This window comes from Jujubicoccus corallicola, from assembly GCF_047345645.1.
Taxonomy (GTDB): Bacteria; Pseudomonadota; Alphaproteobacteria; order Rhodobacterales; family Rhodobacteraceae; genus JBLEFH01.
Genome location: NZ_JBLEFH010000005.1, coordinates 15,122 through 29,745 on the forward strand (window position 1 = coordinate 15,122; position 14,624 = coordinate 29,745).

Consider the following 14,624-nt stretch of genomic DNA (forward strand, 5'->3'; position numbering starts at 1 on the left):
CATAACAATAAAATCTATGGGAGGACGTTATGGCCGCTGACACCAGCGCCGATTTCCGCACGCGACTGCAAGGCTGGCTCCCCAAGCTCGTGCTTGCCCCGTCATTCGCGCTCATCCTGTTTTTCGTTTACGGATTCATCCTCTACACGGTCTATCTGTCCTTCACCGGAAGCCGGATGCTGCCGAGTTACGACTGGGTGGGCCTCAAGAATTACACCAATCTTTTCAAGCTCAGTCACTGGGATGTGGCGATCGCCAATCTGGGGATCTTCGCCCTCCTCTATATCCTGATCTGCACGGTGCTGGGGCTCGGCCTCGCCATCCTGCTCGACCAGAAGATCCGCGGCGAGAATGTGCTGCGTCCGATCTATCTCTACCCGATGGCGCTTTCCTTCATCGTGACCGGGACCGCATGGAAATGGTTCCTCGATCCCGGCATTGGGCTGGAGAACACCATGCAGATGTGGGGCTGGGAAAGCTTCACTTTCAACTGGATCAAGGATCGCGAAATGGCGATCTATACGGTCGTCATTGCGGCTGTCTGGCAAAGCTCCGGCTTCGTGATGGCGATGTTCCTCGCGGGCCTGCGCGGCATCGACAACGAGATGCTCAAAGCAGCGCAGATGGACGGGGCGAGCAGCTTCCAGATGTATCGCCGGATCATCATCCCGCAACTGCGCCCGGCGTTCCTCTCGGCCTTCGTGATCCTCTGCCACCTCGCGATCAAGACCTATGACCTCGTGATCGCGCTGACCGGCGGCGGTCCCGGACGGGCGACCGAAGTGCCCGCGACCTTCATGTATAGCTACACCTTCGCGCGCAACCAGATGGGCATCGGTGCGGCCTCGGCCGTGATCATGCTCATGACCATCGCCGCGATCATGGTGCCCTATCTCTATTCCGAGCTGAAGGAGCGTAACTGATGTCAGTAGCCTCCCAAGATAACGCCATCAGCAGCACGTCGAAGATCACCCGGACCTTTATCTATCTTGTCCTCCTGCTCTTCGCGCTCTTCTACCTGCTGCCGCTCTTCGTAATGTTGGTGAACTCGGTCAAACCGCTCGATGAAATCACCAGCGGCAACATGATCGCCCTGCCCCAAACCTGGACCTTCGCCCCATGGAAAAGCGCATGGAACGAGGCGCAGGTCGGGGTCGAGGCCACGGGGCTTGCGCCCTATTTCTGGAACTCGATCAAAATGGTCGTCCCCGCCGTGGCGCTCTCGACGCTGCTTGGCGCGCTCAACGGCTATGTGCTGACGAAATGGAGCTTCAAGGGCGACAAGATCGTGTTCGGCCTGATGCTCTTTGCCTGCTTCATCCCCTTCCAGATCGTCCTCATCCCCATGGCCCGCGTGCTTGGCACCATCGGCCTTGCAGGGACGACATGGGGTCTGGTGCTGGTCCATCTCGTCTACGGCCTCGGCTTCACCACGCTCTATTTCCGCAACTACTACGCGGCTTTTCCGACAGAGCTGGTGCGCGCTGCGCAGATCGACGGGGCCGGGTTCTTCCGCATCTTCTGGCGGATCCTGCTCCCCTCCTCGGGGCCGATCATCGTCGTCTCGGTCATCTGGCAATTCACCAATATCTGGAACGACTTTCTCTTCGGCGCGTCCTTTGCCGATCAGGACAGCACGCCAATGACCGTCGCGCTCAACAATCTCGTGCAAAGCTCGACCGGGGTGAAGGAATACAACGTCCATTTCGCGGGCGCGATCCTCGCCGCCGCGCCGACGCTTCTCGTCTATATCGTCGCGGGCCGCTACTTCGTGCGCGGTCTGATGGCCGGTTCAGTAAAAGGGTGAAGCATGGTTTTGTGGAACAAAATGAAAGGCGCCAGTGGCGCGTTTCAAATGCGACACGCGCAGGGACACTTCCCTGCGCCGGGTTCAACTCCCGCAGGTGCTAAGGAGTAATTATGGGTTTTCTCGATATCAACAACGCCACGAAATCCTATGGGGCTGTCGAAGTCCTGCATGATGTGGACATCTCGATTGAGGAAGGCGAATTTCTCGTCCTCGTGGGCCCGTCGGGCTGCGGCAAATCCACTCTGCTCAACATGATCGCGGGGCTGGAGGACATCACCTCCGGCGAGATCCGCATCAAGGACCGGGTGATGAACGGCGTCCACCCCTCGAAACGCAACATCGCCATGGTGTTCCAGTCCTACGCGCTCTACCCCAACATGACCGTGGGGCAGAACATCACCTTCGGGCTGGAAATGCACGGCACACCCAAGGCGGAGCGGGATGAGGCGATGCGCAAAGTCGCGGAGCTTTTGCAGATCGAAAACCTGCTCGACCGCAAACCCGGCCAGCTTTCGGGTGGTCAGCGCCAGCGGGTCGCCATGGGACGCGCGCTCGTGCGCGATCCCGACGTCTTCCTCTTTGACGAGCCGCTCTCCAATCTCGATGCCAAACTCCGCGTCGATATGCGGACGGAGATCAAGAAGCTGCACCAGAAACTCGGCACCACGATCGTCTATGTGACCCATGATCAGATCGAGGCCATGACCCTCTCCACCCGCATCGCGGTGATGTATAAGGGCTATGTCCAGCAGCTTGGCACGCCGAAGGAGATCTATGACGACCCGGCGAATATGTTCGTCGCGACCTTCATGGGCAGCCCGGCGATGAACATCATGCCAGCGACATTGGTGGAGGAGAACGGCGCGGCCTATGCGGAGCTGCGCGGCGCGCATGGCGAGCCACTGCGGCTGCAACTCAGCCAGGCGCTCGGCCAGCTTCAGGCGCATATCGGCCGCGAGGTGGTGCTTGGCATCCGCCCCGAGGCGATCACCGATGCCGATGGCGCGGATCGCAACGCGCGCAATTTGCAGGAGCTGACCAATGAGGTGAGCGTCATCGAACCCTCCGGCGCGGACACATTTGTGACCACCCATCTCTCGGGCAAAGACGTGATCGCCCGGATGCGCGCAGACACCACAGCCGCCCCCGATACGCCTTTCACCTTCACCGTGAACATGGACAAGGCCGTTCTCTTCGATCCCGACACCGAAGAGCGCATCGCCTGAGATTTCGGCCCTAAGGGGCCGGAATGTATGCTGAAATTGGAACGTTCCAGACGTTGAGTTTTTATGACCGACCATAGCGACATTCTCATCATCGGCTCCGGCATGGGCGGGGCGAGCCTCGCCCGCGCCCACGCGCCAAGCGGTCTCAAGATCACCATCCTTGAGCGCGGCGATCACATGAAACACGGGCCCGAAGCCCGCGACACGGCGCAGATTTTCGGGCGCGGCCTCTACCGGATGAATGAGGAATGGCGCGACGGTGCGGGCAACGCCTTCAGCCCCGGCAATTATTACTATGTCGGGGGGAACACCAAGCTCTATGGCGCGGCGCTGATCCGCTACCGGGCCGAGGATTTCGAGCCGCGTGCGCATCCAGGCGGCGACACCCCCGGCTGGCCGCTCGCCTATGAGACGCTGGAGCCGTGGTATCAGCAGGCCGAGGAGATGCTGGAGGTGCGCGGCGGACTTGGCGAGGACCCGACCGAGCCGCCCCATTCCGGCCGCTACCCGTTCCCGCCCGTTCCCCATGAGCCGCCCGTCGCGGATCTCGCAGAACGGCTGCGCCGGGTCGGCCTTCATCCCTCACCCATCCCCCTTGGCATCGACATCGAGGGCTGGCTCGCGGGCGGGCAAACGGGGTGGGACTCCTTCCCCGGCACCACCCCCGCCAAGAAGGACGCGGAGAGCACCATGCTCGCCGCCGCCCTCGCCCATGACAATGTGCGGCTCATCACCAACGCCAAGGTCGAGCGGATCGCGGCGGAAAACGGCGTCGTCACCGGCGTGACCGCCACCGTGGAGGGCCAGCCGCGCAGCTTCACCGCCACCCGCTACGCCCTCGCGGCGGGTGCGGTGAACAGCGCCGCCCTGCTCCTGTCGAGCGCGAATGAGGCCATGCCCGAAGGGCTCGCCAACCGCTCGGATCAAGTGGGCCGCAATTTCATGAACCACAATTGCAGCGCCGTTCTCGCCCTGCATCCCTTCCGCAAAAACACCTCCGTCTATCAAAAGACGCTGATGGTGAATGATTTTTACAGCGGCGCGCGCCCCCTCGGGAACATCCAGATGCTCGGCAAGATCACCGGCGACATTCTGGCCTCGCAAACAAAATTGCCGCGTTCGCTGATCGACTGGATCACCGCCCGCAGCTTCGACATTTACGCTATGAGCGAGGATTTGCCCTCGCCCGACAGCCGCGTCACCGTGAAAAACGGCGTGATCCATCTCGACTGGCAGCGCTCCAATATGGCCGCACATGAGGAACTGGTGACGACGCTAAAGCGCCTCCTGCGCAAGGCGGGCTTCCCCATCGTCCTCTCCCGCCCCTTCGACCGGCGCACGCCGTCCCATCAATGCGGCACCGCCCGGATGGGCGACGATCCGGCGGCGAGCGTGGTCAACACCGATCTGCGCAGCCATGACCTCGCTAATCTCTACATCACCGACGCCTCCGTCCTGCCGACCTCGGCGGCTGTGAACCCGTCGCTCACCATCGCCGCACTGTCGCTGCGGGCGGGCAAAAAAATCGCGGAGGAGATGGCATGAAACGCGCCCTCATCACCGGCGGGAATAGCGGCATCGGCTTCGGCATCGCCAAGGCGCTGGCGGGCGCGGGATATGATCTCGCCCTCGCCGGGCTCGACACGCCGGATAGCGAGAGCGCGCAAGCCGCCTGCGCCGCCCTTCCCGGCGCGCGCTATTACCGTTTCGATCAGGCGGATCTTGCGGCGATCCCCAGCCTGCTCACCCAAATCGCCGCCGCGCAAGGGCCGCTCACCACCTTCGTTGCCAATGCCGGGGTGGGGGCGAAAGAGCGCGGCGACATGCTCGACCTTCCGCCGGAGAATTTCGACTTTGCCCTGAACATCAACCTGCGCGGCGCGTTCTTCCTCGCCCAAGCCGTCGCCAAAGAGATGCTGGCCGAGCCGAGCGATCATTACCGCTCGCTCCATTTCATCACCTCCGTCAGCGCCGAGATGCTCTCCATCGACCGCGCGGAATACTGCCTCTCCAAAGCCGCCGCCGCGAATATGGCGAAACTCTTCGCCCTGCGCCTCGCGCCCCACGGGATCGGCGTGTTCGACCTGCGCCCCGGCATCATCCGCACCCCGATGACCGAAAAGGTCGCCGCCAAATACGACGCGGCGCTCGCGGGCGGTCTCGTCCCCGAAGGCCGCTGGGGTCTGCCCGAGGACATCGGCGCGGCGCTCCTGCCGCTCGCCGAAGGGCAGATGGCCTTTTCCACCGGCGCGACCATCCCGGTCGATGGCGCGCTTAGCCTGCCGAGATTGTGAGGATTTATGCGCGATCAGTTTGACTTCATCATCATCGGCGGCGGCAGCGCGGGCTGCGTCCTCGCTGCCCGGCTCTCCGAAAACCCGGACACGCAAGTCCTGCTTCTGGAGGCCGGCGGGCGCGACCGCCACCCCTTCTACCACCTGCCCGCGGGTTTTGCGAAAATGACCAAGGGCATCGGCAGTTGGGGCTGGCGCACAACGCCGCAAAAGCACATGCAGGACCGGGTATTCATCTACACCCAAGCCAAGGTGATCGGCGGCGGCTCGGCCATCAACGCGCAGATCTACACCCGCGGCAACCCGGCGGATTACGATCTCTGGCGGCAAATGGGCTGCACCGGCTGGAGCTATGAGGACGTTCTGCCCTATTTCCGCAAGGCCGAGGATAACGACACCTATAACGACCGCTATCACGGCCAAGGCGGCCCGCTGGGGGTGTCGAAACCGATCGCGCCGCTGCCCATATGCGACGCCTATTTCGAGGCGGCGGCGAAGCTTGGCATCCCGTTCAACGCGGACATGACCGGCGCGGAGCAGGCGGGCGTCGGATACTACCAACTCACGCAGCGCAATGCCCGCCGCTCCTCCTCCGCCATGGCCTATCTCGCCCCGAATGAGGGCCGCGAGAACCTGACCGTCCGCACCGGCGCGCAGGTCCGGCGGATCACCGTTGAGGGCGGGCGCGCCACCGGGGTCGAGATGATGGACGGCTCGCGCATCCACGCGAGCGCCGAAGTCATTCTCTCCTCCGGCGCCATCGGCTCGCCGCGCCTGTTGCAACTCTCCGGCATCGGGCCGGGTGCGGATCTGCACGGTCTCGGGATCGACGTGGTGCTCGACCAGCCCGAAGTCGGCGCGAATTTGCAGGATCATCTCGATCTCTACTGCATCTGCGAGGTCTCCGGCCCCCACACCTATGACCGCTATGCCAAGCCGCACTATTCCGCGCTGGCGGCGCTGCAATATCTCTTCACCCGCAAAGGCCCGGTTGCCTCGTCGCTCTTCGAGACCGGCGGCTTCTGGTATGCGGACCCGAATGGCGCCACGCCCGATCTGCAATTCCACCTCGGCCTTGGCACTGGGATTGAGGCCGGGGTCGCGGCCATGCCGGACGGTGGGGTGACGCTTAATTCCTGCTATCTCAAACCACGCTCGCGCGGCTCCGTCCGGCTCGCCAGCGCCGACCCTGCGGACGCGCCGCTGCTCGATCCGAATTATCTGCAAGACCCGCAGGACCGGGAGATGTCGATCCGGGGCCTGAAACTGACGCAAGAGATCCTCGCCCAAGACCCGCTCAAACCCTTCATCCGGGCCGAGCGTCTGCCGGGGCCGGATGTGCGGACAGATGAGGACTATTTCAACTTCATTTGCGAGCATTCCAAAACCTCGCACCACCCGGCGGGCACCTGCCGCATGGGCGCCGATGAAACCGCCGTGCTGGACCCCCGCCTAAAATTCAACGGGATCGAAGGGCTGCGCGTCGCCGATGCGTCGGTCATGCCGGTCATCATCACCTCCAACACCAACGCCGCGAGCATCATGATTGGCGAGAAAGCCGCCGATATGATCCGCGAAGATCACGGGATAAGCTGATGAAACTGCCAACATATTCTGGAACGCTCGAAGACTACACGCTCACCGGGGAGCCGCTGACGCCGCGCGCGCCGGAGGTGCCGTTCACCCGCACCGCCTTTGCTGCCGCCCATGTGGTCTCCGACCCGCTGGCCGAGCGTGATCCGTGGCAGCCGCGCCCGGCGGTGGATTGGGACGCGACGCTGCGCTTCCGTCACACGCTATGGGATCAGGGTCTCGGTCTCGCCGAAGCCATGGACACGGCGCAGCGCGGCATGGGGGTGGATTGGCTGACCGCGAAAGAGCTGATCGAACGCACGATGAAAAACGCCAAGGCGCATCCGCAAAACCCGCGCGTCGCCTGCGGTGCCGGGACGGATCACAAAACCCTCGCCGAGCTTGCGACCGAGGACGCCATCATCGCCGCTTACGAGACGCAGATGGAAGCGATCGAGGCGGCCGGCGGGCAAGTCATCCTCATGGCCACCCGCGCCCTGCCTGCCATCGGCGCGGATGCCGCCGCCTATTCACGCGTCTATGACCGGCTCATCACGCAGGCGGCGGAACCGGTCATTCTCCACTGGCTCGGCGATATGTTCGACCCGGCCCTCAAGGGCTATTGGGGCGGCGATGTGGAGGCGGCCACCGAGGCCGTTCTCGATCTCATCACCCGCAACGCGGCGAAGGTCGACGGCATCAAAATCTCCCTGCTCGATCAGGACCATGAAGAATCCTTCCGCGCCCGCCTGCCCGAAGACGTCCGCCTCTATACCGGCGATGATTTCAACTATGCCCCGCTCATCGAGGGTGACGAGACGCATCACTCCCATGCCTTGCTTGGCATCTTCGCCGCCATCGCGCCCGCCGCATCGCAAGCGCTCGAAGCGCTCGCCAAGGGGGATCGCGGCCTCTACCACGCGCTGCTGACCCCAACGGTCCCGCTCAGCCGGGAAATCTTCAAAGCGCCAACACAATATTACAAAGCCGGGATCGCCTTCCTTGCGTGGCTCAACGGCGCGCAGGACCATTTCATCATGCCCGGCGGCTTCCAGTCCGCCCGCGAGATCACGCATTACGCCGAAGTCTTCCGCCTCGCCGATCAATCGCGCCTGCTGACCGCGCCCGATCTCGCCCAAGAAAGGATGCAGACCCTGCTCGCCCTTCATGGTATCGCCTGAGGGATGAGCAGAAGGGTCACCATTCTCGATGTTGCCAAAGCGGCGGGCGTGTCGAAAAGCACGGTCTCGCTGGTGCTGCGCGGCAGCCCGTCGGTGCGCGCGGAAACAGTGACAGCGGTGCGCGCCGCCATGGCCGAGATCGGCTATGTCTACAACCGCTCCGCGGCCACGCTGCGCGGCGCGTCGGTCGGGCTGATCGGCCTTGTCATCAACGATCTGCGCAACCCGTTTTTCACCGAATTTGCCGCCGCCGTGCAGGGCCATTTCAGCGCGAAGGGCTATGCCACGGTGATCGCGAACGCTGCCGAAGACCCCGAGGAACAGGCCCGCCAGATCGGCACCATGATCGAGCATGGCGTCTCGGCGATCATCCTCTCCCCCGCTTATGGCGATGAGGCGGGGCTCGCACGGCTCGCGGCGGCGGGTATTCCGACACTTCTGGTCCTCCGCGCGATGGAGGAGCCAGAGGGTTTCCCCTTCGCCAGTTTCGACTACCGCGATGGCGGCGAACAGGCGACGGCGCATCTTCTCGCGCAAGGCGCGAAAAACATTGCCTTTGTCGGCGGGATTGCCGGGCGCGGCGTGACCGAGGAACGCATGTCCGGCTATCTTTCCGTGCTGGGCAAGACGGGTCGCGACCCCTTCACGCTGCCCGGCCCCACAACCCGCGCCTTTGGCCGCGACGCCGCGCTGACCCTCGCGACAAAGCATCCCGAGATCGACGCGGCGCTCTGTTTCAACGATCAGATCGCCCTCGGCATGAGCGCCGGCTTCGCCGAAGCGGGCCGCATCGTGGGCCGCGATTTCCTGCTCGTCGGCTTCGATGATATCGAGGATTGCGCCCTCGTCTGGCCGCGCCTCTCCTCGGTCCATTGCGACATCGGCGCCTTTGGCAAAAGCAGCGCCGAGACCATCATCGCCTGGCTGGAACACGGCACCAAACCCGCGCCGCTGACCCGCGCGCCCGTCACCCTCTCCACCCGCGCCTCAACCCTGGGAGACCGCTCATGACCAACCCCGTTGCCCTGCTGCAAGATCTCTTCGACCACGCGGTCGCCGTGGCGGACCCGATGCTGAGCCTCAAAGACGCGCTCCCCGAAAAGCCCAAGGGCCGACTCGTCGTCATCGGCGCGGGCAAGGCGTCCGCGCGAATGGCCGAGGCGGTGGAGACAGAATGGGGCCCCTGCGAGGGTCTCGTCATCACCCGCTACGGCTACGCCCGCCCCTGCGAGGGCATCGAGATCGTCGAGGCCAGCCACCCCGTGCCCGATGAGGCGGGGCTGACCGCCACCACGCGGATGCTCGACTTGCTGCAAGGGCTTGGCGAAGACGATACGGTGCTGGCCCTCATCTCCGGCGGCGCGTCGTCGCTGCTGGTCCAGCCCGCGGGCGAGGTGACGCTGGCCGAAAAACAAGCCATCAACGAAGCGCTTCTGGCCTCCGGCGCGCCAATCGCCGCGATGAACAAGGTCCGCAAACATCTCAGCCGGGTGAAGGGCGGGCAGCTCGCCGCAGCGGCGCATCCTGCAAAAATGCTGGCGCTTCTCATCTCCGATGTGCCGGGCGACGATCCCGCCGATATCGGCTCTGGTCCCACGGTTGGCGATGCGTCCACCCCGCAAGATGCTGCGGATTTGCTGCGCCGATATACCATCGAAACGCCCCCCTCGGTTGCCGCCGTTCTGAGCGGCCCGCAGCAGGTCCTCACCCCCGATGATCCGCGCCTCGCGACCACCGAAACCCGCATCTATGCCGCGCCCTCGCAATCCCTCGCCGCCGCCAAGGAGCGGGCGGAGGCGGAGGGCATCGGCACCAAAATCCTCGGCGATGCGCTGGAGGGCGAAGCGCGCGATGTTGCCGCAGATCACGCGGCACTGGCCAAGAAACACCAGGCGGCGATGATCCCCGGCGATCCGCCGCGCCTGCTCCTGTCGGGCGGTGAGTTAACCGTCACCCGGCGCGGCAATGGCGTCGGCGGCCCCAATGCGGAATATGCGCTGGCGCTGGCGATTGCCCTGAACGGCGCGGACGGCATCTACGCGCTGGCGGGCGACACGGACGGGGTGGACGGCGCTGCGGAGGTCGCGGGCGCGTGGATCACCCCGGAGACTCTGCAAGAGGCGCAAGCGAAGGGCCTCGACCCGGCGGACGCGCTCGCCCGCAACGACAGCCACAGCTTTTTCGAAACCCTCGGCACGCAGCTCATCCCCGGCCCGACGCTGACCAATGTGAACGACTTCCGCGCCATCCTCATCTTCGGAGCCCCGTGATGCTGACCCATATCGTCATGCTGTCCCTCAAGGAAAGCGCCCGCGCGGAGGCGATTTCCGCCATCGAAAGCCTCGCCGGTCTCACGCAAGAGGTGGACGGAATGCACGCCCTCACCCATGGCGAGAACCGCGATTATGAGGATAAATCCGGGGCTTATGACTACGGCTTTACCGTCACCTTCCGGGACCGCGCCGCGCATCTCGCCTATGAGGCGCATCCCATCCATCAGGCGGCGGGCCAAACGCTCATAGCCGCCTGCAAGGGCGGCTATGGCGGGATTTTCGTGGTGGATCTCGAAAGCGCGGATTAACCCGCGCTCACATCGCACCCTTCGGATGAAAGCAGATAGGCAAAGCCATTGGCGGGCAGCTTCAGACGCTCGCCCTCCAGCACCGCATTTTGCGGCCCTTCGATGGAGACCTCGCCCGAGACAGCCACCTCGCGCCCCTCTTTCGAGAGGTTAAAGACGCAGGTCACCACTCCGTCTTCCCCCTTGCGGTGGAAGGCCAGAAGCGGCTCGGGCAGATCGAGAAACGCGATCTCGCCATAGCGCAGCGCGTCATGGGCTTTGCGGAAAGCAATCGTCTGCTGATACGCCTCCATCACGCTGCCCTGCCCCTGCTGATCGACGGCATTGGCGGCTTGCGGCGGCTTGACCGGGAGCCACGCCTCGCCATCCGAAAAGCCCGCATTGGCGGCGTCTTTCTCCCAGACCATCGGCGTGCGGCACCCGTCGCGGCCCTTGACCTCGGGCCAGAAGCGCAGCGCGGGCGGGTCGGTCAGCTCGGCATAGACCAGCTCCGTCTCCGTCTGCCCCAACTCCTCGCCCTGATAGAGCCCGATCGTGCCGGGGAAGGACAGGATCAGCGCCGCCGCCTGTTTCGCCAGCGTCTCGCGATCCTCCGCATGGGGCGCCCAGCGGGTCACATGGCGCGGCACGTCATGGTTGGAAAAACTCCAGCAGGAATGGCCATCCGGCGCGCCATCCCGCACACCCTTGATGGCATTGCGGAAATGCGCGGCGGTGAATTCCGGCGCGAGCAATTCGAAGGAATAGCACATATGCAGGCGGTCATTGCCGCGGGTGTAATCTGCCATGATGTCAATGGCTTGCTGGCCGCCATCGCCGACCTCACCAACCATCATCCGGTCGTCAAATTCGTCCGTCAGCGCCCGCAGACGCTTCAGGAAGGCGATATTGTCCGGCCGGTTCTTGGAATAGATATGCCGCTGATAGCCATAGGTTTCCGGCCCGTCATAATCGGGGTTCGGCGGATTGTCCCGCAGCTCCTGATCGTGGAAATAATAGTTCACTGTATCGAGGCGGAACCCGTCCACGCCGCGCTCCAGCCAGAAGCGCATGGTCTCCAGCAGCGCGTCCTGCACCTCGGTATTGTGCATATTGAGATCGGGCTGCTCGATCAGGAAGTTATGCAGATAATATTGCCGGCGGCGCGGCTCCCACTCCCATGCGGGACCGCCAAAGACCGACGGCCAGTTGTTCGGCGGCGAGCCATCGGGGTTCGGATCGACCCAGACATACCAGTCCGCCTTGGCATTGTCGCGGCTCTGGCGGCTTTCCTCGAACCAGGGGTGCTTGTCGCTCGAATGGCTGATGACCTGATCAATGATGACCTTGAGGCCCAGCTCATGCGCCCGCGCGACCAGTTGATCGAAATCGGCGAGCGTGCCGAACATGGGATCAATATCTGTATAATTTGAAACATCATACCCCATATCCGCCATGGGCGAGGTGAAGATCGGAGAGAGCCAGACCGCATCCGCCCCCAAATCTGCGATATGCGGCAAGCGGCGGATGATTCCCTTCAGATCGCCGATCCCGTCGCCGCTATCGTCTTGAAAAGACCGCGGATATATCTGGTAGATGATCGCGTCGCGCCACCATTCTGTCATCTCAAATCCCCCTTTTTGAGGCTGCATCCATCGCCCGCTCATAGCGGTTTGAGCCGCATCGAAAAACCCCTTAACGGGTGGGGTGCGACAAAAATGTTAGCGCAAACTCAATCATTGTGTGACGCGACGTTTCCATTAAGATACGGGCCATGAATGAGAAAGCCCTGCCCCCGCATCTCACCCCTTCCGATATTGAGCGTTTGCGCGAATCCCGCCACGATTCGCCCTTCGACGTGCTTGGCGCGCATGAGGCCGAAGGTGCCCTCTGGGCCGTCGCCAATCTGCCCGGCGCGACCGCTGTTGAAGCGGTGACCAACGGCGGCGATGCAGCCAGTTTGCGCCGGGTCGGGGCGGATGTGTTTGCGGGCGAAGTGCCGTCCCGCGACTATCGCCTCAAGGTGCGGTTTTCGGGTGGAAATGAGTTCACTTTCGACGATCCGTATCGGTTCGGCCCCGTCCTTGGCGACATGGACGCCTATCTCATGGGCGAAGGCACGCATCGCCAGCTTTGGAAGGCCCTTGGGGCGCATGTGATGGCCCATGAGGGTGTGGACGGCACGCACTTTGCCGTTTGGGCCCCGAATGCGCAGCGGGTGTCGGTTGTGGGGGATTTCAACGGCTGGGACGGCCGCCGCCACCCGATGCGCCGGGTCGGCGGGACCGGGTGCTGGGAGATTTTCCTGCCCGATGTGCGCGATGGTGCGGTGTATAAATACGAGATCATCGGCGCGGATGGCGGGCAATTCTTCAAGGCCGATCCGGTCGGCTTCGGCGCCCAGCACCCGCCGGAAAAAGCTAGCATTGTCCGCGACATATCCGGCTATGGCTGGAAAGACGACGCATGGATGAAGAGCCGCGCCGAGCGCAATGATCGCCGCGCGCCGATCTCGGTTTACGAGGTCCACTTAGGCTCATGGCGGCGGCGTTATGATGATGGCGGGCGGCCCCTGTCCTATAAGGAACTCGCAAAGGATCTGGTCAACTACGCCAGCTATATGGGCTTCACCCATCTGGAGTTTCTCCCGGTCAGTGAATTTCCCTTCGATGGGTCTTGGGGATACCAACCGGTCGGTATGTTTGCCCCCACCATCCGCTTCGGCCCGCCCCATGAATTTCGCGATCTGGTGGAGGCGGCGCATGAGGCGGGACTCGGCGTTTTGCTCGACTGGGTGCCGGGGCATTTCCCGACGGACGCCCATGGCCTCGCCCGGTTCGACGGCACGCATCTTTATGAACATGCAGACCCCAAAGAGGGCTTCCATCAGGACTGGAACACGCTAATCTATAATTACGGTCGGACCGAGGTTCAGAACTACCTCATCGCCAATGCGCTCTATTGGCTCGACGAGTATCATGTGGACGGGCTGCGGGTGGATGCGGTCGCCTCGATGCTTTACCGCGATTATTCGCGCAAGGAGGGCGAGTGGGTTCCGAACCAGGATGGCGGGCGCGAGAATTACGAGGCGATTGCGTTTCTCAAAAACATGAACATCGCGGCCTATGCGGAGACGCCGGGCATCATGACCGTCGCGGAGGAAAGCACCAGCTTCCCGCAAGTCTCGGCCCCGGTGGATGCGGGCGGGCTTGGCTTCGGGTTCAAATGGAATATGGGCTGGATGAATGACAGCCTGAAATACATGGAGAAAGAGCCGGTTCACCGGAAGTATCACCATGACCAGATGAGCTTCTCGATCCATTATGCGTTCTCGGAAAACTTCATCCTGCCGATCTCCCATGACGAGGTGGTCCATGGCAAAGGCTCTATGCTGCGCAAGATGCCCGGCAATGAGTGGGAGCAATTTGCCAATCTGCGCGCCTATTACGGCTTCATGTGGACGCATCCGGGCAAGAAGCTTCTGTTTATGGGCTGCGAATTTGCCCAGCCGGAGGAGTGGAACCACAATGGCGAGCTGAACTGGTCCGCCGCCGAGGCCGCGCCGCATAAGGGGGTGCAGACCCTCGTGCGCGATCTCAACCATCTTTACCGCGAGACCCCTGCTTTGCATGTGAAGGATTGCGAGGCGGATGGGTTCCAGTGGATTGCGACGGATGCGGAAAGCTCCACCTTCAGTTTCATTCGCCGCGGCGAGACCGGCGATGCGCCCGTGGTGGTGCTGTGCAATTTCACGCCCGTGGAGCGGAGCGCGTTCCGGGTGGGTGTCCCGCAGGCGGGCCGCTGGCGCGAGGCGCTGAACAGCGACGCGGCGGTCTATGGCGGCGGCGATCGCGGGAATATGGGCGGCGTCACGGCCGACGAGACGCCCCATGACGGACAACCGGCCAGCATCGAGATCACCCTGCCGCCTCTGGCGACGGTGATTTTCGTGGCTGAAGAGACAAAATAAGTGGGAGGGAA

General features: G+C 63.3%; 12 protein-coding genes. 11 read left to right on the forward strand and 1 reads right to left on the reverse strand.

Annotated elements, in window-relative coordinates; translation table 11 throughout:
* Positions 1–29: 29 nt before the first annotated feature.
* The 10 genes from ACMA5I_RS09470 to ACMA5I_RS09515 all read left to right on the forward strand — a co-directional run bounded on the left by ACMA5I_RS09470 (position 30) and on the right by ACMA5I_RS09515 (position 10,664).
* The gene (locus ACMA5I_RS09470; RefSeq protein WP_525886024.1) at positions 30–923 is read left to right on the forward strand and encodes a carbohydrate ABC transporter permease; all 894 of its coding nucleotides are present in this window, start codon (positions 30–32) and stop codon (positions 921–923) included.
* Complete coding sequence (locus tag ACMA5I_RS09475) at positions 923–1,807, forward strand: carbohydrate ABC transporter permease (RefSeq protein WP_525886025.1); 885 nt, start codon at positions 923–925, stop codon at positions 1,805–1,807. The genes ACMA5I_RS09470 and ACMA5I_RS09475 overlap by 1 nt, the downstream gene beginning before the upstream one ends.
* A 113-nt stretch (positions 1,808–1,920) precedes the next feature.
* Positions 1,921–3,036 carry an ABC transporter ATP-binding protein gene (locus ACMA5I_RS09480; RefSeq protein ID WP_525886026.1) on the forward strand — a complete coding sequence of 372 codons (1,116 nt, stop codon included), beginning with the start codon at positions 1,921–1,923 and terminating at the stop codon, positions 3,034–3,036.
* Positions 3,037–3,099: 63 nt separating this feature from the next.
* Positions 3,100–4,581 carry an FAD-dependent oxidoreductase gene (locus ACMA5I_RS09485; protein ID WP_525886027.1) on the forward strand — a complete coding sequence of 494 codons (1,482 nt, stop codon included), beginning with the start codon at positions 3,100–3,102 and terminating at the stop codon, positions 4,579–4,581.
* On the forward strand, positions 4,578–5,330 hold the full coding sequence (locus tag ACMA5I_RS09490) for a 3-ketoacyl-ACP reductase (protein ID WP_525886028.1): 753 nt from the start codon (positions 4,578–4,580) through the stop codon (positions 5,328–5,330). Before ACMA5I_RS09485 ends, ACMA5I_RS09490 begins: the two co-directional genes overlap by 4 nt.
* Positions 5,331–5,336: 6 nt before the next feature.
* A complete protein-coding gene (locus ACMA5I_RS09495; protein ID WP_525886029.1) occupies positions 5,337–6,926 on the forward strand; it encodes a GMC family oxidoreductase in 1,590 nt (529 codons plus the stop codon).
* A complete protein-coding gene (locus ACMA5I_RS09500) occupies positions 6,926–8,083 on the forward strand; it encodes a DUF993 family protein (protein ID WP_525886030.1) in 1,158 nt (385 codons plus the stop codon). Before ACMA5I_RS09495 ends, ACMA5I_RS09500 begins: the two co-directional genes overlap by 1 nt.
* 3 nt (positions 8,084–8,086) lie before the next feature.
* The gene (locus ACMA5I_RS09505; RefSeq protein ID WP_525886031.1) at positions 8,087–9,094 is read left to right on the forward strand and encodes a LacI family DNA-binding transcriptional regulator; all 1,008 of its coding nucleotides are present in this window, start codon (positions 8,087–8,089) and stop codon (positions 9,092–9,094) included.
* A complete protein-coding gene (locus ACMA5I_RS09510; RefSeq protein ID WP_525886032.1) occupies positions 9,091–10,353 on the forward strand; it encodes a glycerate kinase type-2 family protein in 1,263 nt (420 codons plus the stop codon). Before ACMA5I_RS09505 ends, ACMA5I_RS09510 begins: the two co-directional genes overlap by 4 nt.
* Positions 10,353–10,664, forward strand: a complete 312-nt coding sequence (locus ACMA5I_RS09515) for a Dabb family protein (RefSeq protein ID WP_525886033.1) — start codon at positions 10,353–10,355, stop codon at positions 10,662–10,664. Before ACMA5I_RS09510 ends, ACMA5I_RS09515 begins: the two co-directional genes overlap by 1 nt.
* On the opposite strand, the gene ACMA5I_RS09520 is transcribed toward ACMA5I_RS09515, so the two are convergent.
* The gene (locus tag ACMA5I_RS09520) at positions 10,661–12,268 is read right to left on the reverse strand and encodes an alpha-amylase family glycosyl hydrolase (protein WP_525886034.1); all 1,608 of its coding nucleotides are present in this window, start codon (positions 12,266–12,268) and stop codon (positions 10,661–10,663) included. The two genes, ACMA5I_RS09515 and ACMA5I_RS09520, sit on opposite strands and share 4 nt — an antisense overlap.
* A 149-nt stretch (positions 12,269–12,417) precedes the next feature.
* Here ACMA5I_RS09520 and glgB point away from each other — a divergent pair, with 149 nt between their 5' ends.
* The gene (glgB, locus tag ACMA5I_RS09525; RefSeq protein WP_525886035.1) at positions 12,418–14,613 is read left to right on the forward strand and encodes a 1,4-alpha-glucan branching protein GlgB; all 2,196 of its coding nucleotides are present in this window, start codon (positions 12,418–12,420) and stop codon (positions 14,611–14,613) included.
* Positions 14,614–14,624 lie beyond the last annotated feature (11 nt).